Origin of the sequence: Microcoleus sp. T2B6 (assembly GCF_036700475.1) — a bacterium.
GTDB lineage: Bacteria > Cyanobacteriota > Cyanobacteriia > Cyanobacteriales > Microcoleaceae > Microcoleus.
Map to the genome: position 1 here is coordinate 34,939 of NZ_JAUBOZ010000049.1, position 23,435 is coordinate 58,373.

At 46.5% G+C, this 23,435-nt stretch carries 20 protein-coding genes; 8 read left to right on the forward strand and 12 right to left on the reverse strand.

Annotation, left to right across the window (positions count from 1 at the left end; translation table 11 throughout):
- Nucleotides 1–226: 226 nt before the first annotated feature.
- The 4 genes from ahcY (at nucleotide 227) to QUA00_RS20725 (ending at nucleotide 5,757) form a co-directional block, all read left to right on the forward strand.
- Entirely contained in the window at nucleotides 227–1,504 is a 1,278-nt protein-coding gene (gene ahcY / locus QUA00_RS20710) for an adenosylhomocysteinase (protein WP_333142032.1), read from the forward strand.
- Nucleotides 1,505–1,672: 168 nt separating this feature from the next.
- A complete protein-coding gene (locus QUA00_RS20715; protein WP_333142033.1) occupies nucleotides 1,673–2,290 on the forward strand; it encodes a DedA family protein in 618 nt (205 codons plus the stop codon).
- A gap of 451 nt (nucleotides 2,291–2,741) precedes the next feature.
- Nucleotides 2,742–4,166 (forward strand): NADP-dependent isocitrate dehydrogenase, encoded by a 1,425-nt coding sequence (locus tag QUA00_RS20720; RefSeq protein ID WP_333410975.1) that lies wholly within the window; start codon nucleotides 2,742–2,744, stop codon nucleotides 4,164–4,166.
- A 253-nt stretch (nucleotides 4,167–4,419) separates the two neighbouring features.
- Nucleotides 4,420–5,757, forward strand: coding sequence for a glycosyltransferase family 4 protein (locus tag QUA00_RS20725; protein ID WP_333142035.1), 1,338 nt, complete (start codon nucleotides 4,420–4,422; stop codon nucleotides 5,755–5,757).
- A 20-nt stretch (nucleotides 5,758–5,777) separates the two neighbouring features.
- Here QUA00_RS20725 and QUA00_RS20730 read toward each other — a convergent pair whose 3' ends face one another.
- Nucleotides 5,778–6,392 carry a glutathione S-transferase N-terminal domain-containing protein gene (locus QUA00_RS20730; RefSeq protein ID WP_333142036.1) on the reverse strand — a complete coding sequence of 205 codons (615 nt, stop codon included), beginning with the start codon at nucleotides 6,390–6,392 and terminating at the stop codon, nucleotides 5,778–5,780.
- A 137-nt stretch (nucleotides 6,393–6,529) separates the two neighbouring features.
- Between QUA00_RS20730 and QUA00_RS20735 the strand changes: the two genes are divergently transcribed.
- Nucleotides 6,530–6,922, forward strand: a complete 393-nt coding sequence (locus tag QUA00_RS20735) for a DUF2358 domain-containing protein (protein WP_333410976.1) — start codon at nucleotides 6,530–6,532, stop codon at nucleotides 6,920–6,922.
- 300 nt (nucleotides 6,923–7,222) lie between these two features.
- Nucleotides 7,223–8,395 carry a TRC40/GET3/ArsA family transport-energizing ATPase gene (locus tag QUA00_RS20740; RefSeq protein ID WP_333053180.1) on the forward strand — a complete coding sequence of 391 codons (1,173 nt, stop codon included), beginning with the start codon at nucleotides 7,223–7,225 and terminating at the stop codon, nucleotides 8,393–8,395.
- Between the two features lie 339 nt (nucleotides 8,396–8,734).
- Here the strand turns inward: QUA00_RS20740 and QUA00_RS20745 are convergent, their stop codons facing one another.
- The 11 genes from QUA00_RS20745 to QUA00_RS20795 all read right to left on the reverse strand — a co-directional run bounded on the left by QUA00_RS20745 (nucleotide 8,735) and on the right by QUA00_RS20795 (nucleotide 19,777).
- A complete protein-coding gene (locus tag QUA00_RS20745; protein ID WP_333142046.1) occupies nucleotides 8,735–9,028 on the reverse strand; it encodes a hypothetical protein in 294 nt (97 codons plus the stop codon).
- Between the two features lie 92 nt (nucleotides 9,029–9,120).
- Complete coding sequence (locus QUA00_RS20750; protein WP_190741039.1) at nucleotides 9,121–9,894, reverse strand: DUF2314 domain-containing protein; 774 nt, start codon at nucleotides 9,892–9,894, stop codon at nucleotides 9,121–9,123.
- Between the two features lie 137 nt (nucleotides 9,895–10,031).
- Nucleotides 10,032–10,262, reverse strand: coding sequence for a DUF5615 family PIN-like protein (locus tag QUA00_RS20755; RefSeq protein ID WP_333410977.1), 231 nt, complete (start codon nucleotides 10,260–10,262; stop codon nucleotides 10,032–10,034).
- A 34-nt stretch (nucleotides 10,263–10,296) separates the two neighbouring features.
- Complete coding sequence (locus QUA00_RS20760; RefSeq protein ID WP_333410978.1) at nucleotides 10,297–10,662, reverse strand: DUF433 domain-containing protein; 366 nt, start codon at nucleotides 10,660–10,662, stop codon at nucleotides 10,297–10,299.
- A gap of 165 nt (nucleotides 10,663–10,827) precedes the next feature.
- On the reverse strand, nucleotides 10,828–11,055 hold the full coding sequence (locus QUA00_RS20765; RefSeq protein ID WP_333107018.1) for a hypothetical protein: 228 nt from the start codon (nucleotides 11,053–11,055) through the stop codon (nucleotides 10,828–10,830).
- Nucleotides 11,056–11,191: 136 nt separating this feature from the next.
- Nucleotides 11,192–11,473: a type II toxin-antitoxin system VapC family toxin gene (locus QUA00_RS20770; protein WP_333410983.1), complete on the reverse strand. Its 282-nt coding sequence runs from the start codon at nucleotides 11,471–11,473 to the stop codon at nucleotides 11,192–11,194.
- Nucleotides 11,474–11,588: 115 nt separating this feature from the next.
- On the reverse strand, nucleotides 11,589–11,816 hold the full coding sequence (locus tag QUA00_RS20775) for a hypothetical protein (RefSeq protein WP_333142049.1): 228 nt from the start codon (nucleotides 11,814–11,816) through the stop codon (nucleotides 11,589–11,591).
- 161 nt (nucleotides 11,817–11,977) lie between these two features.
- Nucleotides 11,978–14,302: a DNA phosphorothioation-associated putative methyltransferase gene (locus QUA00_RS20780; protein WP_333410979.1), complete on the reverse strand. Its 2,325-nt coding sequence runs from the start codon at nucleotides 14,300–14,302 to the stop codon at nucleotides 11,978–11,980.
- A 165-nt stretch (nucleotides 14,303–14,467) separates the two neighbouring features.
- Nucleotides 14,468–17,884 carry a response regulator gene (locus tag QUA00_RS20785; protein ID WP_333410980.1) on the reverse strand — a complete coding sequence of 1,139 codons (3,417 nt, stop codon included), beginning with the start codon at nucleotides 17,882–17,884 and terminating at the stop codon, nucleotides 14,468–14,470.
- A 120-nt stretch (nucleotides 17,885–18,004) separates the two neighbouring features.
- Entirely contained in the window at nucleotides 18,005–18,436 is a 432-nt protein-coding gene (locus QUA00_RS20790) for a response regulator (RefSeq protein ID WP_333076249.1), read from the reverse strand.
- A 153-nt stretch (nucleotides 18,437–18,589) separates the two neighbouring features.
- Entirely contained in the window at nucleotides 18,590–19,777 is a 1,188-nt protein-coding gene (locus tag QUA00_RS20795; protein WP_333142052.1) for a transposase, read from the reverse strand.
- A 276-nt stretch (nucleotides 19,778–20,053) separates the two neighbouring features.
- Here QUA00_RS20795 and purC point away from each other — a divergent pair, with 276 nt between their 5' ends.
- Nucleotides 20,054–20,782, forward strand: a complete 729-nt coding sequence (purC, locus tag QUA00_RS20800) for a phosphoribosylaminoimidazolesuccinocarboxamide synthase (protein WP_333142053.1) — start codon at nucleotides 20,054–20,056, stop codon at nucleotides 20,780–20,782.
- Nucleotides 20,783–20,965: 183 nt separating this feature from the next.
- On the forward strand, nucleotides 20,966–23,359 hold the full coding sequence (locus QUA00_RS20805; RefSeq protein WP_333410981.1) for a BamA/TamA family outer membrane protein: 2,394 nt from the start codon (nucleotides 20,966–20,968) through the stop codon (nucleotides 23,357–23,359).
- The last annotated feature ends 76 nt before the right edge of the window (nucleotides 23,360–23,435 follow it).

Genomic DNA, 23,435 nt, shown 5'->3' on the forward strand with positions numbered 1-23,435 from the left:
AAAAAATGCCACGCTAACACAAAAGATTGAGATCCATCGGCCGACAGGAATGTTTGACTCTCACTGTGCGGGTGACTCCCTCGACTGGTTCGCTAATCATTAAAACACAATCAAAATTTAAGATTAGCAGCGCCGACCCCGATCGAGTAAAATCACAGCACTTGCCCGCCGATGGGTTAATCTGCTAAAACTAACAAAGTTTGATGATTTCTGAGAAATAACATACATGGTTGCTACATCCGTCAAGATTAAACACGAAGTCAAAGACTTGTCCCTCGCCCCCTTGGGAAAGCAACGCATCGAGTGGGCCGGCCGGGAAATGCCCGTTTTGCGGCAAATTCAAGAACGCTTCGCTAAAGAAAAGCCTTTTGCTGGCATTCGCTTGGCTGCTTGCTGCCACGTAACCACAGAAACCGCTCATTTGGCAATCGCCATCAAACTCGGCGGTGGCGACGCCGTACTGATCGCCAGCAACCCATTGAGCACTCAAGATGACGTAGCGGCTTGCTTAGTTGAAGACTACGGCATTTCCGTCTTCGCCCTCAAAGGAGAAGACGCCGCTACCTACGAACGTCACGTCTACACAGCCCTAGACCACCGCCCCAATATTATCATCGACGACGGCAGCGACGTGGTAGCGGCACTAATCCAGCACCGCCCGAACCAAATTGCCGACTTAATCGGAACTACCGAAGAAACTACCACAGGCATCGTGCGCCTGCGGGCCATGTTGAAAGACGGCGTGCTGACTTTCCCCGCAATGAACGTCAACGACGCCGACACCAAGCACTTCTTTGACAACCGCTACGGCACCGGTCAATCTACCCTAGATGGGATTATCCGCGCTACCAATATTTTGTTAGCCGGTAAAAATATTGTGGTTGCAGGTTACGGTTGGTGCGGCAAAGGCACGGCACTGCGCGCCCGCGGCATGGGTGCTAACGTAATTGTCACAGAAATCGATCCGATTCGGGCGATCGAAGCAGTGATGGACGGTTTCCGCGTCATGCCGATGGACGAAGCAGCAACAGTCGGAGATATATTCATTACCGTTACCGGCAACAAACACGTCATTCGTGCCGAACATTTCGACACAATGAAAGACGGCGCAATTGTTTGCAATTCCGGTCACTTCGACATTGAAATTGACCTCAAATCCCTCGGCGCAAAAAGCACCGACGTGAAAACAGTCCGGTCTTTCACTCAAGAATATCACCTCAATAATGGCAAGTCGATTATTGTGTTGGGCGAAGGCCGTTTGATCAACTTGGCAGCAGCCGAAGGACACCCCAGCGCCGTGATGGATATGAGCTTTGCTAACCAAGCTTTAGCCTGCGAATATCTAGTTACGAACAAAGGCAAACTAGAGCCGGGTATTCACTCAATACCCGTAGAAGTTGACAAAGAAATTGCCCGTCTCAAATTGGAAGCAATGGGTATTCACATTGATACCTTGACTGCCGAACAAATTGAGTACACAAACTCTTGGACTTCGGGCACTTAATCATCGTTTATCGTTCCCACGCTGTGCCGGGGAATGAATACAAGGAGGCTCTGCCTCCCTCATGGGGAGTTGAGGCAGAGCCTCGCTTATATGCGTTCCCCGGCTGTGCCTGGGAACAATCAAAAACGAGCAAAATACAAAGTACCTATTACCAATATTTAAATCAAAATGGTTGAATGGATCACTAACACAATGCAGTCGATGAGCTATCTCGGGATTGGCCTGTTGATGTTTTTAGAAAATCTTTTCCCCCCCATACCCTCAGAATTGATTATGCCGCTGGCAGGATTCACGGCCTCAAAGGGTGATGATATGGAGTTAGCGCCGGCGATCGCAGCAGGAGTAATCGGTACAATTCTGGGGGCGTTTCCCTGGTACTATGCGGGTAAATTATTGAGCGAAGAACGCTTGAGGAATTTAGCCGACAAATACGGCAAGTGGATCACAGTATCGGGTGCCGATATTGACAAAGCAAATAGATGGTTTAACAGACACGGCAACAAAGCCGTGTTTTTGTGTCGCCTCGTACCGGGAGTTCGCACCCTAATTTCCCTGCCCGCTGGCATCAATAATATGCCTTTAATTCCTTTTTTACTATACTCAACCGGCGGCACTCTTTTATGGGTAAGTTTCCTGACTTTTGCCGGATATAAACTAGGGGAAAATTATACACTTGTAGAGGAATATCTGGGCCCGGTTTCCAAAATAGTTGTGGTGATTATTGTCATTTGGTGTATTTTGTGGGTAGTCAAAAAGAATATGCAGAAGGAAAAATATCGCAAATAAAGGCAAAATTTGTGAAAATAATCGGCGTTTATTTGCGTTCATCGGCGGCTACAATCACCCTTTTGACCCCACCCAAAAACGCATACAACTTTCCGACAAAAGTCGCGAGGCGTTCAAAATTTTAGACTAAGGTTCAACATCCCAGATTCATCTGGGGAGTAAATCTAAAATCTAAAATCTAAAATCTAAAATCTAAAATCCACTGACTTGTTTCCAGCATCTTCTCAACCGTAGCGCTGAAAGATAGAGAGGGAGATTTGAGAGAAACTTCTGCTATCTTTGCTACTTTTTTAAATTGAGGTTGAAATTGGCGATCGCCCAAAAGTCACAGTGACCGGCAGCCTATCGCCCAAACATTAAACTTAAATTTATACAAATATTTAGGATTGGTGGAGGTTTAGGCAGATAATCGTGGCAAAATAGGGAACATTCCTATCCGCGCTGTTAAGATATGTACGAAAAGATTGTAGCCCCGACCACAGGTTCTAAAATTACTTTCAAAGACGGTTTGCCGATCGTCCCCAATGACCCCATTATTCCCTTCATTCGCGGCGACGGTACCGGCGTTGACTTGTGGCCTGCATCCCAGAAAGTCATGGATGCTGCGGTAGAAAAGGCTTACGGTGGCGATCGAAAAATCAACTGGTTTAAAATCTATGTAGGCGACGAAGCCTGCGATGTCTACGGTACTTACCAATATCTGCCCCAGGATTCCTTAGACGCCATCAAAGAATACGGAGTCGCCATCAAAGGGCCGCTGACAACCCCAATCGGGGGCGGCATTCGATCGCTAAACGTAGCTTTGCGGCAAATCTTTGACCTTTACGCCTGCGTGCGGCCCTGCAAATATTATGCTGGAACACCATCGCTACACAAAACCCCTGAACTCCTAGATGTAATTATTTACCGGGAAAATACAGAAGATATTTACCTCGGAATTGAATGGGCAAAAGGCAGCGAAATCGGCAAAAAATTGATTGAATTCCTCAATAATGAGTTAATTCCAGCAACACCAGAACATGGCAAAAAACAAATTCGCCTCGATTCGGGAATCGGAATTAAACCCATTAGCAAAACAGGTTCTCAGCGTTTAGTACGGCGCGCCATTACCCACGCTTTACGGTTGCCAAAAGATAAGCAGCAAGTGACTTTGGTGCACAAAGGCAACATCATGAAATATACCGAAGGAGCTTTCCGAGATTGGGGTTATGAATTAGCAACCACCGAATTTCGCGAACAGTGCGTAACTGAAAGAGAGTCTTGGATTCTGGGCAACAAAGAAAAAAATCCCGACATTAGCTTAGAAGATAATGCTCGCCAAATAGACCCAGGATACGATGCTTTGACCCCAGAAAAACAAGCCAAAATTCGTCAAGAAGTAGCCGACGTTCTGTTTGCAATTTGGGACAGTCACGGCAGCGGCCAGTGGAAAGAAAAAATCATGGTCAACGACCGAATTGCTGACAGTATTTTTCAACAAATTCAAACCCGACCGGCCGAGTATTCGATTTTGGCGACAATGAATCTGAACGGGGATTATTTGTCCGATGCGGCCGCCGCCATTGTCGGTGGATTGGGCATGGGCCCCGGTGCGAATATTGGTGATGAATGTGCAGTTTTTGAGGCGACTCACGGCACTGCACCGAAACACGCTGGTTTGGATAAAGTCAATCCCGGTTCCCTGATTTTGTCCGGGGTGATGATGTTAGAATACATGGGATGGCAGGAAGCAGCAGACTTGATTAAGAAGGGTTTGGGAGCGGCAATTTCTAACGGTGAAGTTACTTATGATTTGGCGAGGTTGATGGAGCCGCCGGTGCCTGAGTTGAAGTGTTCGGAGTTTGCTGAGGCGATTATTAAGCATTTCGCCGATTGAGTTCCTCGGTGCGCCAACAATTGAGTGCTGGAAGCAGGTCAGAGAATCATTCCAATCCTGAATCACCAGTATCTTTAAAACAACACCGCGATCTTCTATGTATTGGTACACTTGCCAAGATAGGGATAGCGGTGTTATAAAGTTCTTGAGTCCCAGAGCAATTCTCACTCATGAGCGAATAATTAGTTAGGGTAGGCAAGCAAGGGGGCAAGCGCAGGGAAGTTCTCCTAAACCAATCTCGCGAATAATTATTATGACAAATTGTACAGATACTGGAGTTTTTATGAAAAACAAAGAGCAAACTGATACGATGCGGGTTTTGATTCTGGCGGATGTTTGCAATCCTGAGTGGCCTTCTTTACCGGTGGTTGGATATAAATTTGCGCGTGCAATAAGCCATTATGTTGAGGCTACGGTTGTTACTCAAATTCGGAATAAACCCAATATCGATAAAGTCGGGATGGGTAAGGCTAAAGTCGTTTATCTAGATACAGAAAATGTTGCGGTTCCCATTCAAAATCTAGCTAATTTACTAACCGGTGGCTCAGAAAAATCCTGGACTATTAGGACAGCGCTAGGTTATTTCAGCTATCTCGCCTTTGAGTGGGAAGTATGGCAGCGCTACAAGCAAGAGTTGCAAAGCGGGCATTTCGATGTCGTTCACCGGATTACCCCGATGTCGCCCACGCAGCCAAGTCCTATGGCAGCTTGGAGTCCTATTCCTTTTTTGCTTGGGCCTCTCAACGGCGGGCTGCCTTGGCCGAAAGCTTTCACAACAGAGTTGAAGCGGGAACGTGAGTGGTTGAGCTATGTGCGAAATGCTTACAGGTTAATGCCTTTTTACCGCTCTACTTATGAACGTTCAGCAGGAATTCTGGCGGCATTCGATCACACGATCGTAGATTTGCCAGCCTCAGCGAGAGCGAAGACAATTAATTATGCCGAAGTTGGCATCGATCCCGAATTGTTTAAGCTGCCCCAACGCTCTAGCAGCGAACAAGTGACGGTACTGTTTGCCGGCAGGCTAGTTCCCTATAAATTGCCAGAAGTTGTCATTCGCGCTTTCGCTAACAGTTCGATTTTGCAGCAGCATAAATTAGCGATTGTTGGCGACGGACCCGAACGTCCTAGACTAGAACAATTAATCGCAGAACACAATTTAGGCAACTGCGTTAAACTTTTAGGTCAAAAAACCCAACCTGAAGTGGGAGAATTGATGCGCCAAGCTGAGATTTTTGCTTTTCCCTCGATTCGCGAACTGGGGGCTGGCGTTGTGGTTGAGGCAATGGCCTGCGGTATGGCTTGTGTTGTAGTTGACTACGGCGGACCCGGTGCGCTGGTAGAGCCCGATCGGGGGATTAAAGTTCCTATAAGTAATTTTGACACACTGGTAAAAAATTTTACCGCAGAACTCGAACAGCTTGTCGCCGATCGCCCTCGTGTTGCACGCATGGGCATTGCAGCCCACAATTACGCCATGAATCACTATTCCTGGGATGTTAAAGCTCAGCAGATGCTGCAAGTTTATCAATGGTTAGCAAGTCATGGCAGTGTCAAACCGGATTTTGAGCTACAGTCAAATAGCTTGTGACCGCTCATCAAGTTTAATTCTCAGTTAGGACTTACGCCAACTGCCATTCCGCGCTCAACGGCGGGACGCTTCTGCAAGGTTTCTACCCAACGTTTGAGGTGCGGGTGGTTGTCGAGGGTTAATCCTTGAAATTCGTAAATAGCAACCCAGGGATAGGTAGCAATGTCGGCAATAGAATAGTCGCCGCAAATGTATTCATATTTTGCTAGTTGAGTGTCTAATACTCCGTAGAGGCGCAAGGTTTCTTTTTCGTAGCGCCCAATCGCATAGGGAATTTGTTCGGGTGCAAAGCGTTTGAAGTGGTTTAGCTGACCAAACATCGGGCCGACGCTGGCCATTTGAAACATCAGCCATTCCATAACTTGAAAGTATTTTTGTTTGTCTGTGGGCAGAAATCTGCCGCTTTTTTCGGCAAGATAGATCAGAATAGCGCCGGACTCGAAGACGGTGATGGCGTTATCTCGATCGACTATCGCCGGAATTTTGCTGTTGGGGTTGATGGCGATGAATTCTGGGCTAAATTGGTCGTTTTTTGTGATGTCGATGACGTGCACGTTGTAGGGTAAACCTATTTCTTCGAGCATGATCGAGACTTTGCGACCGTTGGGGGTAGTAAAAGTGTAGAGGTCAATCATAGTTGTGATGTTAAGTTGAAAGTTGGCAAGGTAGTAAATAACCTGATATACTATCACAATTTGGACGAAAATTGCGGATTTTAAATCTATTGTGTTAAAGTTATATTCTAATAATACAAGAATAACGATCGCTCGAAATGGATATTATTGAAATTCTCAAAGACGATTATCAAAGATTTCCCGATAATCAGACTTACAGCATCTATGCAAAAGATGTTTATTTTGAAGATCCGGTGAATCGATTTACAGGAGTCGATCGCTACCGCAAAATGATCGGGTTTATGGGGACTTTTTTTCAGGATATAAATCTCGATTTGCACGAGATTTCGCAGTCGGGAGATACTATAGACACTCGCTGGACTCTGAGCTGGATCGCACCGCTACCTTGGAAACCGAAAATGGCGATCGCCGGTAGGAGCGAACTGAAAGTCAACAGCGACGGTTTAATTGTTTCTCACATCGATTATTGGGACTGTTCGCGGTTGGATGTGCTCAAACAGCTTGTATTTCCTGTGAAAACTAATGTTTGAGAATTTTTATTAGGTTTTTTAGCAATAAAAAATAGTGTTTCCAGAGCGAGATGCCCTTTTTAACTGCAGATGTTAGCAGATAAACGCAGATGAACGCTGATGGATTTTTATTTGTTGCAATTGATAGCTGAGATAAGTAATTTTAACTTATCTTGACATGGCAGCAATTTCGTGAGTTAGCGAAAATGTGCTGTGTCCGGCGGCTGCTTGTCGCCCAAATTAATTTCCCCACAAAATTAATTTTCTTTACATAACGTTACAATATAGGAGTAAACTACTTTCAGGCGAGCTAAACAATCAATGCGCTTAATATTAATGACTGGAAAAGGCGGCGTCGGCAAAACCTCCGTAGCCGCTGCGACAGGGCTGCGCTGTGCCGAATTGGGATACAAAACCCTAGTGCTGAGCACAGATCCCGCTCACTCCTTAGCCGACAGCTTTGACATGGAACTCGGACACGATTCGCGGCTGGTGAAACCGAATTTGTGGGGAGCAGAATTAGACGCTCTCAGGGAATTAGAAGGCAATTGGGGAGCAGTTAAGCGCTACATTACTCAAGTCTTGCGAGCGCAGGGACTCGAAGGGGTGCAAGCTGAAGAATTAGCCATCTTGCCAGGAATGGATGAAATCTTCGGTTTAGTGCGAATGAAGCGGCATTACGACGAAGGCGAATTTGATGTTTTAATTATCGATTCTGCTCCGACTGGCACAGCATTGAGACTGCTAAGTTTGCCGGAAGTTGGTGGCTGGTACATGAGAAAATTTTACAAGCCGCTGCAAGGTATATCTGCTGCCCTTAGACCTTTAGTTGAACCTATTTTTAGACCAATTGCGGGTTTTTCTTTACCAGACAAAGAGGTGATGGATGCACCTTACGAATTTTACGAACAAATCGAAGCTTTGGAAAAGGTTTTAACTGACAATACTGTCACTTCGGTAAGGTTAGTTACCAATCCAGAAAAAATGGTAATTAAAGAATCTCTGCGCGCTCATGCCTATTTGAGTTTGTACAATGTAGCTACCGATTTAGTAGTAGCTAACCGGATTATTCCCGCAGAAGTAACTGACCCATTTTTCAAACGGTGGAAAGAAAGCCAGGAACAGTACCGTCAGGAAATTCACTCAGATTTCATGCCGCTGCCAGTTAAGGAGGTGCCACTTTATTCCGAAGAAATGTGCGGTTTGCCAGCTTTGGAACGGTTGAAAGAAACGCTTTACAAAGACGAAGACCCAAGTCAAGTTTATTACAAAGAAAATACGATTAAGATCGTGCAGGAAAACAATCAATATAGTCTTGAACTGTATTTGCCCGGAATTGCTAAGGATCAGATCCAGTTGACCAAAACGGGAGATGAGTTGAATGTTCGGATTGGGAATCACCGCCGTAATTTGGTGTTGCCGCAAGCTTTAGCGGCACTGCAACCTTCGGGGGCGAAGATGGAGGATGATTATTTGAAGATTAAGTTTGCTTAACAGGACTTACGCACTATCAACCTAAAAAACCCGGTTTCTAGGAAAAATCGTGGATTATCCCTTGAGATATTCACGCAGAAACCGGGTTTTTGGCCCGCGTGCAGGTATTGAGCTATTCAGCAGACTTACGCCATTCTTGTCCGAGGCGAACTGCTTTGTCAAAAGTAGGATGGTTGCGTCTGCGTTTATGAGACAGTGACTTTTGTAATGGTATCAATTCCGATTGTATGGGAATGATTTAACCGCAGAGGGCGCAGAGGGCGCAGAGTCTGCAGAAGAGAGAGATGAATAATTCCGATGTCAACGGGTTGGATATGAGATGCTGCTGGCTAGACACAATTAACAGGACTCAGCACGAACGACTTCCTTTAATGCCTCATCAATCACTGCATCGCTGACACCTCGACGCTTCAAACTTGCTACTAAGGCTGTTACTGTCTCGCTCTCAAATCGTTCTAAATCAACGCGCAAACCTTGACCGATATAAGCACGAATTAATGGCTGATAACCCGAAAAACCCAACAATGGTGCAACTTTTTTTAAATCTTCCACAACATCTTCGGGCATACGAATCGTCACGCTAGTCATTGGACGGTTGCGGTTTAATCGCTGCTTTAATGCTTCAACCTTCATACTCTGCCCTCTCCTGACGAGTTGCTTTACGTGCTGAAATAAGTTGCGGCTCTTGTACCCGGTAAACAATTCCCTATTATAAGCCCCACCGATTATCTTAGAAAATCAGTAATTTTATTCCATTTCATCACTTCCGCCAAGTCAATCGCCGTCAACCCATCAGGATTCTTAATCATTTTATCAGCGCCATACTTTAATAATAATTTAACAGGAGTTAAGTTGCCAGCCAATGCCTCACATTGCAGCATAGTCCAGCCATTTTCATCAATTTGATTTACAATGGTAGGATTTTCACTTAATGCAGAATCAATTTTTGCAGCCATATTCTCACTCATTGGATGCTCGCCGATTTCATATTCATCCTTATTTCTTGATTCTTGATTTAAATAGCTATCGGGAACAATTCGGATTTCTCTCGGATCGCCGAATTCCAAACCCCAAGCATCATCATGCACACGCCTTCGATCGCTATTCATTGTAAGCCGTATTGCATTAACAGTATATGCACCATAAACCATCCCATCAATAGAATATATCCAATCATTGATATCGTTGAAGCCCATCACAATCTGGTCGCCCGATCCAATTCCATCTATCCATCTCGGATCGTTTAATAAATCTCCACTAACTTTCAGACCATCAAAATTAACATTCTCCACCCACATATGTTCAACTGATGGTGCAGAATCCGTCACCTTTCCCGTCGGAAATCCAAGTTTTACTGCACTTATATCCAGCCCAGGAATTATCCGCCGCCTTTCCCATGACAACTCACGCCAAAAATATTTAAATGATTCGCGTGCCTTCTTGCTAGCAAGATTTATATCCGGGTCATCACCCTGAAATCGATAAATATTTTGACTCATTTACCACTCCGCAGTTGATTGTTAGAGGTACTTCTAATATTAATATACATCATAAGCAGGTTAAGTATATCAAGGGAAAGGGATGAAAAGAATTCGACCTTCATATTCATCAGGCTGACTGCAACAAATAAATAGTTCTAAATCATCAATGATCTTACCAATGGGTGCTGTTGCAATAACCTCAATAACTCCAAGCATAGGTAGTCCTTGATTGACTGCTCGTAGGCATACATCGTAATAGTGGCCACATCATGGGTAAGTAAGATGCGTCCTTCATTAGCCGCCCATTCTAAAATATCTGGATCGTCAGTGTGAATCAGCCCTACATCTTGGACACGAACAATATCTAATTCAGGCAAACGTCTCACCAGCCCACGCAATATGGCTCCATTAAAATTTTCATCAGTTAGAAGGCACACTTGGTATCCACTCCCCTTTTGACTGATAACGAGTAAGCAAACGTTGTCTCAGATCAACTAAGTTGTGTTGTCGAGAAAGTTCTTGTCTCAGTTGCTGAGATTGTTGGCTGCGCTGTTCCAAATAACTGTCAATTTCCTGACGATGGTTTAGATAGTAAGCAATGGTACTGTATATGTCTTCTAAGCGAACAACTGAATACTGAATAGCGATTTCTTCGGGAGTGGAGCCATTGTGGTATGAAGCAAGTATGCTATCTAGGGTGACTCGACTCGAACCTATACGGATACCTCCCGCTTCATCCCAACGGAAAGGAGGAGAGGTTGCTTGGAATTTTGCTGGGGCGCTCATTAGGGACATATTCTAGCTGACTTGAACTGTATCGAAACATTGTAGCAAGAAGCCTAATTCTTTGTCGGAAGGTAATGAAAGCCAACCATAATTATAGCTGTCGCTATGCTGGCTTTGCTACGAATGCAGGATAGGTTTTGTGTGCATCTGCATAAATCCTAAGTGCTACAGACATTTGCTGGCAGTTTCTCCTTGTGCCTGAAACCAAGCAAATGTTTCAGGATCGACTTGAACTTGCATAGTAATAGCCGACTGAGGCATTCGTAATTGCGCTCTAGTAAAGAACTCCTCCGATAGTGGTGGACTATCGGAAGTATCGATATCTTCATCGCTCATTGCGTCGATTCTCGCCCAGTCGGTTTGTGAGGTATTGTTCATAGCGTCTGCGTTCATAAGACAGTGACTTTCGCCCTGGAGATAATGCGAACTGTTTCCTCATCAAGCTCCGTGTAGACAACAACTACAATTCGTCCATCAAGTAAACCAATACCGATACTCGACTCCAACGCATTGTTAGGCTTTCTGATTGCTACGGATATGGCAATAAATTTAAGTTTTGAATGAATCGATAATCTCGTTGGTTCTTAGTGATGAAAGGGTACTCCCATACTATTGCTGTAGCTGCGATCAAGCCATCGGCAATTAGTAAGCCGTGACTTAGCCGATACAACCGTAACAAGTCAACCGCCTTATCTGAGATAGACTGGTCAATTCTAATCACGTCAAACTGCTGGATAAATTTTTCTAGAGTCTGTAACTCTACCTTGTTAGCGCAGCCAACAATTAGCTCCATTTGTGTGATTATGGTAATTGCTAATCGAGAACTTTATTTTAGTCCTTGCAAACAATTAACTGCATCAGGAATACCACGACCAACATCAATGATTATGTCGGTATCTATGATAGTTGAACTAGCCATGTGCTTTTTACCACTCGTTTTCTCGGAGATTACGTACCCAGGTAGTGCTACCTAAGTCTTGACGATCTCGCCACATTCCAATAAATGGATCGTTCATTAAATCAACATTTACTGACGAAGAGACAGGTTCATCATATATGTACTTTTGTTTTAAAAAGGCGATCAAACTTACCACTTGACTCTGTGCTTCAGCCGGCAGAGATAAAAATTCACCTAAAAACTCTTGATTTGTCATGGCTATACCTTTTAAACAGAACAAGATATCTTTGATTAAGTCTATCAATATTTTGAGATTTTGGGAACTACTCCCTTCCCGTCATGGGGTCAAAAGCAGAAATTTTCTGTGTAAAATCCAAATTTTGGGTAGTTAGGCAGAAACTTTCTCTGTTTCCATGACTATTCCTCTTCTTTCCCTTCCTCTGTGCTCTCTGTGCCCTCTGCGGTTCCTTCAATCTTTCCCGCATTAACCTCAATCTTTTGCGAGTGGCGTTCCGACGCAGCTTTTTGCAGCATTTTCAACTTTTCTGGGTCAGCATTCGATCGCCAAAACAACTTATGATCCTTAATTTTAACGCAATTTTCCTCCAAACACTTCATCCATTCCCGATGTTTCTTAACTGCGCCACGATCGAGAATCCCTAACTTTTCTTCTTGGCGGGTGAGTTTCGCAAACTTGTCATAATGGGGATAACTAGCAGTAACAAAAGCTTCTTTTCTTACTAAAATTGGTGGATTATACACATCAGAATAGTCTTGATAGCTCACAGAAAGGTCGCGCAAATCTATGTGCATAGAAGTGTGAAGGGCTGGATGCGGGTTAGTGTCAAAATCGGGATAAAATAAATAGGAAATCTGAGGTCTGCGAGCGTAAAATTTGATAATTGTCGCGCCGTCAAGTCTGCCAATTGTGCGGTTGGCGCAGCCTTCGTAGAGCCTGAGCAAAGGATCTAGTTCTTCTAATGCAGAGACGTGAACTGAAAGAGTACCGGGCTGTTTGTAGCCGATCGCACTATCTTCGCAGCAATCCGCAACAATATCAGCTTTGCCCAAACTGTATAGCATTAAATCTGCCAAAGTGCAAGCTTTTTGATAATTGTCAAACAAACCTTTGATGTCGTTGCGGATTTGAGCCGGGAGTCGGCGGATTGAAGGTCGTGAAGCGTAGCTATCCCGTAGGGAATCGCCCAAACCGTTCAGAGCCAGATACACCAGCAAATCTTGGCGGCGCTTGTCGGCGATTTTCTCCCAATCATCCGCATCCGTTGCTTGCAAAATCACCCTCCAAGCGCGATTAAAACTGTGAAATTCCTCCTTAATCGCCGATTCTTCCGCTAGTTCGCCTTTAACAGGAAGGCGGCCCCGATCGCTCACAAAAGCCATCAAAGGAGCCAACATTTCCGCATAATCCTCAAACCGCTTAACTTGCGATCGCACCCTGGGAGTCGATAAGTGCGATCGAAACCGAGAAGCACGAAAACTTTCACCCTCCGCCGCATCCCGAAACACAAAATAAATCCCCAAAGCAACAGGAATTGCATCCACACTCAAAACTTGGTCGATATAAACCTTCAACTCTTCTTGTTCGTAATACTTCTGAAAAGTATTCCGAGAAGTAATCACCCCATCCCCGTAAGCAATTTGACCTTGTTGGCGATCGTCAATCAAAACCTGAGCCGCTACCACTAATAAATTCTTAGTTAATTCCCAAGCATTCAGCAAAGCTTCTCGTCGTTCCGCCAAAGATTCAATCACATTAATCACATAACCAATATTCACAATATCAGCACAAATTCGCGGAGTATCCGGCTGATAGTAGGGGTCCCAACCAGAAATAGCATAACCCTCTTGTGCAATATATTTAACATCCCCGCCGAAACCGCAACCGTAATCAAAAAAAGTCGCCCCGTCGATCGCTAAATCAGCTTCTAAAACCAGACGCAGAGGTTTAGAAAGCGAATTGCGTACCATTGCAGCTTTGTGCCGCTCGATCTTAGGAATTGATAGCTCACTATTCTCCTCTTTCAAACGCTCGACAACAGTATGATCTTGGATTTCTACACCGCAATATCCCAAATATTTTAGCCAACCCTCGCGAGTGCCGATAACGCTAGTATTGTCAAGCAGCCCCCACTTTTCCTCGCTGCGAGTCAGCCTCGCAAACTTTTCGTAATAGGGATAATCCGCAGCTACAAAAGTTTCCTTACGGTGCAAAACCGGGGGGTTTTCGCTGTTGCTGTAATCGAAATATTTAACTTCCCCTGTTGCTAGATTAATTTGGATGCTGGTTTGCAAAGCAGGATGAGCATCTGTATCGAAATCAGGGTAAAAAAGATAAGATATTTTAGGTTGATGAAGCTGAAACTTAACTAAGGTTGCTTCCTCAATATTTTCTATATTTATTCTGGCACAATTTTCATAAATTATGAGGAGAGGATTGAGTGCTGGTAAGGCCGAAACGTGAACGTAAAAAGCCGTTGGCAATTTTTTCCCAACCTTGCTCTCTCGACAGCAGCGAGCCACTTTTTCTACTAGGTTGTCAACACGAAAATTATTAATTTCGTCTGGGGGGTACGGCACTGCGGCTACATAATCTTTCTCCGAAATAGCCTCGTTTTCCTGCAACACTTTCCGAGCAAAAACCATCAAAGGCGTTAGCAGTTCTCCATTATTTTCTAATGGCTCGCTCTCTAAAATAGTGTTTGTACTGGTATCGTAAGTCATAGCTAAATTAATTTATTTTTTAATTAACCGCAGAGAACGCAGAGAACACAGAGTGAAGAAAGAAAGAATTTATTTCTTAGTCCGCGTAGGCGGACTTCGTTTGTGTAGGCGCGATTTCAATCGCCGACTACGATCAACTACGATCGACTACGATCGACTGACATATTAACCAAACATTCGAGTTTCCACAAATTCTTGAACCCGGGCTAAATGACTGGACAAACTCACTAATATGTTCTCAACCCTCTCCATATTTAACAATTCCCTCTCTGGTGGTTCAGATTGAAAGCCTCGCGCTTGATGCTCCAATTGTGCGGCCAAATCCGACATCAGAGCAACTCCCACATTAGCAGAAGTTCCTTTGAGACGGTGGGCTTGATATTCCACAGCTTGCCAATCTTTAGCTTCTAGAGCTAGTTTGGCAGCAGCCATATCAGCTTGGGCGTCTGCCACAAAAGCTTGCAAAAGTCGCTCTGGTAATTTAATATTAACTCGTCCGAGTTGCTCCAATCTGCTCTTGTCGAACAGTCCGTCGTAGTCTCTATGTTCCCAAGTTTGAAGTGCGATCGCCCTTGGTGTCGGCCGAGCCACAACCTGCGCTTTTTCCACAAGTTCTGTATAATTCGTTGCTAAGTGAGATTTATTTTCCGAGTTAATACCTTTTACTCCATACTTATTTTCACCCTCAACATTTAGGGCTTCATACTTTTTCAGGGCCGCCGCCAAAGCATCTAAATCTACAGGTTTGCTGAGATAATCGTCCATCCCCGCCGCCAGACACTTTTCTCGTTCCCCCGGCATAGCATGAGCAGTTAAAGCCATCACAAAAGTATGCCGATCGCTTCCTTCGATTTCCCTCAACTTTTGCGTCGCTTTGTAACCATCAAGTACCGGCATTTGACAGTCCATCAGCACTAAATCATAGCTTTTTTTAGCCAGTAAATCCAGCGCTTCTTGACCGTTGACCACGCAGTCAGCCTGATAGCCTAAAACGGCCAACTGTTCGACAAGAACTTGTTGATTGATCGGGTGGTCTTCCGCCACCAAAATTCTCAGCGATGACAGCGAATTGGGAGTAACATATTGAGAATTAACTGCTGGCAATTTGCAAGTATTAGCAGCCTCCAGCCTCCCAAACTCTCCCGTTCCCTTCACCGACGCAAGCATTGCCTCAAGCAGGCGGCTTGGCCGCACCGGCTCGATCAAATATCCGTTAAAACCCTGACTGCAAAGCGATTCAGCTTTGGGCTGTTCTCGCAAAGCAGTCATGGCGATTAACGAGCCAACTGTCGAGGTCGATCGCACTTTTCTAGCAAATTCCTCCGCATCCAATTCCGGCATTTGCAAGTCCACAAGCACCACATCCCAGCTTTTTCCCCTCTCCCCCGAATTCTGAGAAATCCCGCCCTGGGCCTTGTTCAACCAAGTCAAAGCCTCAGTAGCAGTTTCTGCCTCATCGCAGCGGGCACCCCAACTTTGAGCGAGCGATCGCACCGCTGCCCTCCTCAAAGCGCTTTCCGATACTACTAACAGCTTCTTGCCCGCAAGTTCGGGATCGGGAGGCTCAACTGCCAACTGTTTTTCCAAAGGTACAGTAAACCAAAAAGTAGCACCGCTACCTAGCAAACTGCGAACTCCAATGTCCCCTCCCATCATCTCCACTAACTGCTTACAAATAGCCAAACCCAAACCCGTGCCGCCGTAAGGTCTAGTCGGAGAATCGTCTACCTGAGAAAAAGATTGGAACAGCTTTGTTTGCCCTTCGGCCGAAATTCCAATGCCAGTATCCCGCACGGAAAATAGCAATCTTGCTTCTTGTCTACCGTCTGCCTGTCGGTTGCCCTGTTTCACAGTTACGTGAACTAGAACTTGACCGCGATCGGTAAATTTTATGGCATTACCGGTCAAATTCAGCAAAACTTGCTTCAATCTCCCCGAGTCGCCCACCAACTTCCTCGGCACTGAGCTATCAACTAAAATATTCAATTCAATACCTTTTTCTTCTGCCAAATGCGCTATAATTTCTATCACCGACTCAACGCAACTATCCAAATCAAAATTAGACTTTTCCAGTCGCATTTCTCCCGCTTCAATCTTAGAGAAATCGAGGATATCATTAATAACAGTCAGCAAATGTTCAGCACTGCGGTAAATCGTGTGAGCACAGTCCCGCTGTTTCTGTTCCAGAGGAGCGCGCAGCAGCAATTGAGCCATTGCCAAAACCCCATTCATCGGAGTGCGAATTTCGTGACTCATGTTCGCCAAGAATTGCGACTTCACCCGGCTCGCTTCTAAGGCAGTTTCCCGCGCTTCCACCAACTCATTAATCTTGTCGGCCACCATCACAATTCCCCCGACTTTCTCGTCTGGATCGTACCAAGGGTGAGCAGCCCACCGCAGGTACAGAACAGATCCGTCGGCTCGTTCCCAGGCATCTTCGCTCACAGAAACTACCTTGCCTTTGAGCACTTCTTGGTACATTACTTTCCAGCGATTGGGGGTATCTGGAAACAATTCGTAATGGCTGAGATTATTCAGGGACGGCAACTCCAAATCAAATTGACTAACCCATTTTTTAGAATTAGCCATATAGCGCATTTGTGTATCGAACATCGCCATTGCTACAGGCACGCAATTAATAATTTGTCTCAGTTGCAGCCGTTCCCTTTCCAGAGCATCTTCCGCCTGTTTGCGCTGAGTAATGTCGCTAATCATACCGGCCATCCGCAGCGGTTTTCCTTGGGAATTCCGCTGAGCTTTTCCCTGAGAAGTGCAGTAGCGGTAAACACCGTTCGAGTGTAGCAGCCGGAATTCTACATTATAGTCTATTTCTTGTTCCAAGTGAGCGGCGATCGCCGCGACGATTCCCTCCTTGTCATCGGGGTGCAAGCGGTTGTATAGAGCTTCCATAGTCCTGCCAAATTGCTTTCGCGACAAACCGATAATTTCCAAAAGGCGATCGTTCCAATAAACCTCATTTTTACTTAAATCCCAATCCCAAATTCCGTCGTTCACTCCCTCTAAAACTAACCTGTACCGTTCCTCACTTTCCTTAAGTTTTTGACTGGCATCAAACGCCTTTGATTCGGCGCGGTAAACGCGCATGGCATTGTACACGCTGCGAGACAAACTATCGGGAGAAAGCTTATTTTTAGCAATATAATCAGAAGCTCCAGCCTTCATCAATTCCACAGCAATTTGTTCGTCGCCTTGACCTGTGAGCACAATTAAGGGAACTTTCAGCCCTGCTTCTCGTAGATTTTTTACCAAACTCAGCCCGTCTCCGTCGGGCAATCCGTAGTCGAGCAATACGCAGTCAAATTTGCACTCAAATATTTGATTTAATAGCAGCCCATTTTCTGTCTCCTCAACCTCGCTTAAAGGTTGAGATTTATTTTGTTTGGAGAGTTTCGCGGTAGCCTGAGTAGAATTTTTGCTGACCGAGAGTTGGGCCAGGGCATCCGCGCAGTCTTCTGCTTCAGTAACTTCTGCCGAAACACCAGCGGACTTGAGCGATCTTTTGATCGCCATTCGATCGACTGCATCGTCATCAACTATCAGAATTGTGAGAATTTTGTCCATAAAAACCGAATTGTGGATTACTCCGAAAAAGCTGCTGTCGAGAAAACGGAATTAAAACAACTGCATCGCTGAAAAATCACAAACCCCCCTTGAAAATTTTTTTATTAAATTTTCCCTGGTTTAGGGAATTTCGCTCAGCATCCAGTATCTGTTGAGGGTAGCCATCACTTCCACGAAGTTAGAAAAAGTCACAGGTTTAAGAATATAGCCCGCTACATTCAAATTATAAGCTTTTACTTTATCTCTATCTTCATTAGAAGTTGTGAGGACGATTACCGGAATTGACCTCAAACATTCATCCAGTCGCAATTCTTGCAAAAACTCGATCCCGCTCATTCTCGGCATATTCAAGTCCAGCAAAATCAACCGGCGCGCTTGAGGCATTGGAGGGTCTATTTTTCCTTCTCCACGTAATATTGCCAGAGCTTCTAATCCATTGGCAGCAATGTAGAGGGGGTTGACGATGTTATTTTTTTTGAAAGCTCGCCGGACGTTCATCACATCAACCTCATCATCTTCTACCAAGAGAATATGAATTTTTTTGTCTTGCATAAATCAGCCATTTTATAGATGTTTTTTAAGCGCCAGTCTCGTTGGGGAGGTTTAGCCAGCACGGATCGCGAACCCAGCAGGTTTAATCTCTATTGTCCTTTTTGACAACTCCTCGGCCTGAAGGCACGAGGATTCTTGGTTCATTGGGACTACTCATGTAGCTTCCCCTCCCCAAAATTCACGCTCGTTTTGCCCAACCGCTGTATATCCACGCTGCAACACCACTTGCGCGGCTGCAACATCTCGATTCGTTTCATAGCCACAGGTTTGACATTTATGTACCCGTTCGGATAGTTCTTTTTTGCCTGTATGGGTTTGACATCTTGGACAAGTTTGACTTGTTCCGTTCGGGTTTACAGACGCGAAGTACGCACCTCGCTTAAAGCAAACATGGCTCAAGATATTCAAGAACTGACCAAACCCTGCATCAAGCGTGTGCTTGGCACACATTCCGGCTGACATTGCTTTGAGGTTCAAATCCTCAGCAAATACTGTTTGGGCTGCGTTGCATAAATGATGTGCAGTCTTGAAATGAAAGTATGAGCGACTGTTCGAGATGTATTCGTGGTGCTTCGCTATTTGGTGATGAATTTGACGAAACTTTCTAGAGCCTTTTTTCTTGCGCGATTGTTGACGTTGCAGCAATTTCAGCTTGCGTTGTCCATCCACAAAGAATCTAGGTCTATCAATCAATTCACCATCAGAAGTTGCCAAAAAATGTTTTAACCCTAAATCAATCCCTAATCCATGTCCTGAAGGTGAGGCTTGAGGTACTTTGATATCACATTGCAAACTGAGCATGGCCGAGGAGCCAGAAGCCCTCTTAACAACGCGAATTTGCTTAACCTCAAACCCTTGAGGGATTGGACGATCCAGGTGCATTTTAACTAACCCAATCTTGGGTAGGTTGACCCAATCGGCACCATCAAACTGTTTAACGGATTCTAGATTCAATTGAGGGAACACTACGGAGCGCATCCGCTTTTTGAATCTAGGAAAACCGTGTCCTCGTTCCCACATTGCCACAAACGCTGCTTCTAGTTGGCGCAACGCCTGCTGCAAGACATGGGTGTGAGGCAATTTCAACTCAGGAATTAACTTCTTTGCTTGGGCTAATGATTTGCATTGGCCCGCAAAGGTTGGACGCGGTGCATCAGCAGGGATCATGTATTCCTGCTTCATGCTGCACGAGTTGATATCACACTTACGAGAATTAACCCAATCTTTTCGTTCTCGCAATGCAAAGTTGTAGACCTTGCGGCAAATATTGAGCCACTGGTCGAAAGTCTGGCGTTGCGTATCGGTAGGAATGAGCTTGTACTCGTAGGTTAGATTTAACATACAGCCATTGTAGAGCCGACCTGAATAAATGCAGTGCTGTTTAATGCAAAAACCTCGCTGAGAGATTCCGAGCCGAAAGTCCCCCTAGAAGGGGGAGGCTTGTATCCCATTTTTTTGGTCAAGAATCATTTATTCCGGGGCCGATGACGGTATCTACCGGCAGGTGTACTCGCCCCTCATGCTCTCAGGGGCGCAGCCGAGATCCAAAAACTCGCCAATAACGCCCGATCGAGCTACGGTAAAATCTAAAACTCATCTACCTTATTATTAATCGCCATGTCAGCCGATCGCAAACTCTACGAAGGCAAAGCCAAAATCCTCTACTCCACCGAAGACAGCGAAATTTTGCTGACCCACTTCAAAGACGACGCCACAGCCTTTAACGCCCAGAAACGGGGCAGCATCGTCGGCAAAGGCGAAATCAACTGCGCCGTATCCGCCCACCTGTTTCGGATGCTAGAAGCCAAAGGCATTCCCACCCACTTCATCGACACGCCGGCCCCCAACCAAATGCGAGTCTGTCGCGTCCAAATCTTGCCATTGGAAGTCGTAGTCAGAAACATTGCCGCCGGCAGTCTTTGCAAGCAGACCGGGCTCGCCCTCGGCACAATAGTCAATCCCCCGCTGGTGGAGTTTTATTACAAAAACGACGATTTGGGAGACCCGCTGCTGACCCGCGACCGGCTCCAGTTAATGCAGCTAGCCACCCCCGAACAAGTAGACCAACTAGAAATAGCCGCCCGCGAAATTAACGAAATACTCAAAGAATTTTTCACCGAGTGCGGCATCACCCTAGTAGACTTCAAACTAGAATTCGGTATCGACCAACATCAAAATCTGCTCCTCGCCGACGAAATCAGTCCCGACACCTGCCGCCTCTGGGACAACGCAGAAACCGACCCCGACGCCCGTGTTATGGACAAAGACCGATTCCGCCGGGACTTGGGATCGGTGGAAACCGCTTACCAGCAAGTTCTCCAACGGGTTCTAGCTCAGAAAGTCTAGAGGCTTTAACAATGCGCTACAATTGCACAGTTTGTCACCCTTGTGCCTTTGATGTCAGCTCAGCGGTCAACAGTCATCAATTAGCGGTCAGCGCGAAATTCCACCGACTTATATAACTAATGACTAATGACTAATGAATAATGACTAATGTGGTGTGTGAATTGCCCAAAAAAGTGAACAAAAATGCGTTTATCTGCTGTATTGGTGGCAGTTTTTACTGCCTCAGCAACATTCGGGTTATCAAATTCTGCAAACGGCCAAACATCCTACTCTGAATCTGCAGAGGAAGCTTTGGCTGCCGCCCGGCCCGCCCCGTCGATCGAATTACCCGATCGCCCCATTCCAGAATTAACCCAAAACCCTCCTCAAAACCGCAAAGCCGCTAAAACCGGCAAAGGGGAAGCCCTAACAATAGCTACGGCCCCTGACAGAGGACAAGGCGAGGAGCCCCCAAACCTAGTCACAGACCCGCCCTCCCCGGTTTCACCTCCGCTCCTTCAACTCCAACCCCAGCTAGCATCCAACCCCTCCCCCGCCTCTAGCAGCCAAAACGCCCTGCCAGACGCGCAACTCGGCACCCCGCTCCCCCCCAAGGAAGCGGCTGTAACGCCCGCCTGGATCGCAGCAGAGCTAGGGAAACCAGAGGAATCAGGGGCGATCGCTCAAAACGCCCAAGTTACCCCCAGACCGGCCCCGACCAGACCGGCCCCGACCAGACCGCCCACCGACACCGTTCCCCCATTGCCCCCTGGCCCAGCACCGCAGCCCAGACAAACGCCCGCACCCGCTGGGGCGGCAGAACCGCAAGTGCTAGTTGCAGAAGTTACAGTCACCGGGGCGACGGAAGACCTGGAAAGCGAAATTTACCGAGTCATCAGCACCCAACCGGGACGCACGACCAACCGCAGCCAACTGCAACAAGACATCAACGCCATTTTTGCCACGGGCTTTTTTAGAAACGTGCGGGCAGTACCGGAAGACACCCCGTTGGGCGTCCGGGTGACTTTTATTGTGCAGCCAAATCCGGTATTGCGGGGAGTGACAATCACCGGTCAGCAAGTGCTGCCCCAAAGCGTAATTGACGAAAGCTTCCGCGATCAATACGGCAAAATTCTCAACCTCCGCCGCTTTGAAGAGGGAGTGAAAAAAATTAATGCGTGGTATCAAGAGAACGGCTATGTTTTGGGGCAAATCACTGATGCCCCGCAAGTAGCAGACGACGGCACTGTCACCCTGGTAGTGGCAGAAGGCCAGATCGAATCCGTTGATGTCCGCTTCCTGAACAAGGAGGGAGAGGCAACAGATGCCACGGGTCAGCCGATCGGAGGCAACACCCGTCAGTTTGTCATCACCCGCGAAGTAGAACTCAAGCCCGGAGACATCTTTAACCGCACCAAGGCGGAAAGGGATTTGAGACGGGTGTTTGGTTTGGGAATTTTTGAAGACGTGCGACTTGCCTTGGAACCGGGAACGACTGACCCCCGCAAGGCAAGGGTAATTGTCAACGTCATTGAGAAAAATACCGGTTCTCTAGCCGCGGGTGCGGGTTTGAGTTCCGCGACGGGTTTGTTCGGTACGGTGAGTTACCAGCAGCAAAACTTCAGAGGTAGGAACCAAAAGTTGGGCGCTGAGGTGCAAATCGGGGAACGCCAAAATCTGTTTGACCTGAGTTTTACAGATCCCTGGATTGCGGGCGATCCTTACCGGACTTCTTATACGATTAATGCGTTTAGAAGACGATCGATCAGCGTGATTTTTGACGGCGGCGAACGGGAAGTCAGATTGCCCAACGAGGATCGACCCCGCATCAATCGCACCGGGGCCGGCATCAATTTCACCCGTCCCCTGTCGGCCAATCCTTTTGCCGATTCGGAGTGGACTGCTTCAGTCGGCTTGCAGTACCAGCGAGTCTCAATTACCGATCGCAAAGGCAGGCGCGAATCGAAGGACGAACTCGGCAACCTGTTAAGTTTTAGCAATTCCGGCTCCGACGACTTGACAACATTGCAAGCAGGTGCTGTGCGCGATCGGCGCAACGACCCCCTCCGCCCCACTAGCGGTTCGCTGCTCAGGTTTGGGATGGAACAGTCGATTCCTGTAGGTTCCGGCAGCATCCTGTTAAACCGCGTGCGGGCCAGCTACAGCTTTTACCTACCAGTCAAGTACACCAACTTTACCCCCGGCCCTCAAACCCTGGCATTTAGTGTTAGAGGCGGCACCGTATTCGGAGATTTGCCTCCCTACGAAGCCTTTGCCTTGGGCGGCGCTAACTCGGTGCGCGGATACAACGAAGGCGACCTGGGAGCCGGCCGCAGCTTCCTAGAAGCCAGCGTTGAGTACCGTTTCCCGATTATTTCGTTTATCGGCGGAGCGCTATTTTTGGATGCTGGCACTGACTTGGGCACGGGCAAAGATGTCCCCGGCGACCCGGCCGGTATCCGCGAAAAGCCCGGTAGCGGTTACGGTTACGGCATCGGCGTGCGGGTTCAATCTCCTTTAGGCCCGATCCGAATCGATTACGGTATCAACGACACGGGCGACAATCTAATTCACTTTGGGATTGGTGAGCGATTCTAAGTTGGCAGTTGGCAGTTGGCAGTTGGCAGTTGGCAGTTGGCAGTTGGCAGTTGGCAGTTGGCAGTTGGCAGTTGGC

Excerpts from the sequence above, each read along its gene's own strand:
- QUA00_RS20780 (WP_333410979.1), bottom strand. The coding sequence starts at position 14,302 with ATGACTTACGATACCAGTACAAACACTATTTTAGAGAGCGAGCCATTA.
- QUA00_RS20790 (WP_333076249.1), bottom strand. The coding sequence starts at position 18,436 with ATGCAAGACAAAAAAATTCATATTCTCTTGGTAGAAGATGATGAGGTT.
- QUA00_RS20760 (WP_333410978.1), bottom strand. The coding sequence starts at position 10,662 with ATGAGCGCCCCAGCAAAATTCCAAGCAACCTCTCCTCCTTTCCGTTGG.
- QUA00_RS20725 (WP_333142035.1), top strand. The coding sequence starts at position 4,420 with ATGACAAATTGTACAGATACTGGAGTTTTTATGAAAAACAAAGAGCAA.
- QUA00_RS20765 (WP_333107018.1), bottom strand. The coding sequence starts at position 11,055 with ATGAACGCAGACGCTATGAACAATACCTCACAAACCGACTGGGCGAGA.
- QUA00_RS20720 (WP_333410975.1), top strand. The coding sequence starts at position 2,742 with ATGTACGAAAAGATTGTAGCCCCGACCACAGGTTCTAAAATTACTTTC.
- QUA00_RS20745 (WP_333142046.1), bottom strand. The coding sequence starts at position 9,028 with ATGAAGGTTGAAGCATTAAAGCAGCGATTAAACCGCAACCGTCCAATG.
- purC (WP_333142053.1), top strand. The coding sequence starts at position 20,054 with ATGTCAGCCGATCGCAAACTCTACGAAGGCAAAGCCAAAATCCTCTAC.
- QUA00_RS20805 (WP_333410981.1), top strand. The coding sequence starts at position 20,966 with ATGCGTTTATCTGCTGTATTGGTGGCAGTTTTTACTGCCTCAGCAACA.
- QUA00_RS20735 (WP_333410976.1), top strand. The coding sequence starts at position 6,530 with ATGGATATTATTGAAATTCTCAAAGACGATTATCAAAGATTTCCCGAT.
- ahcY (WP_333142032.1), top strand. The coding sequence starts at position 227 with ATGGTTGCTACATCCGTCAAGATTAAACACGAAGTCAAAGACTTGTCC.
- QUA00_RS20730 (WP_333142036.1), bottom strand. The coding sequence starts at position 6,392 with ATGATTGACCTCTACACTTTTACTACCCCCAACGGTCGCAAAGTCTCG.
- QUA00_RS20795 (WP_333142052.1), bottom strand. The coding sequence starts at position 19,777 with ATGTTAAATCTAACCTACGAGTACAAGCTCATTCCTACCGATACGCAA.
- QUA00_RS20750 (WP_190741039.1), bottom strand. The coding sequence starts at position 9,894 with ATGAGTCAAAATATTTATCGATTTCAGGGTGATGACCCGGATATAAAT.
- QUA00_RS20785 (WP_333410980.1), bottom strand. The coding sequence starts at position 17,884 with ATGGACAAAATTCTCACAATTCTGATAGTTGATGACGATGCAGTCGAT.
- QUA00_RS20775 (WP_333142049.1), bottom strand. The coding sequence starts at position 11,816 with ATGACAAATCAAGAGTTTTTAGGTGAATTTTTATCTCTGCCGGCTGAA.
- QUA00_RS20740 (WP_333053180.1), top strand. The coding sequence starts at position 7,223 with ATGCGCTTAATATTAATGACTGGAAAAGGCGGCGTCGGCAAAACCTCC.
- QUA00_RS20715 (WP_333142033.1), top strand. The coding sequence starts at position 1,673 with ATGGTTGAATGGATCACTAACACAATGCAGTCGATGAGCTATCTCGGG.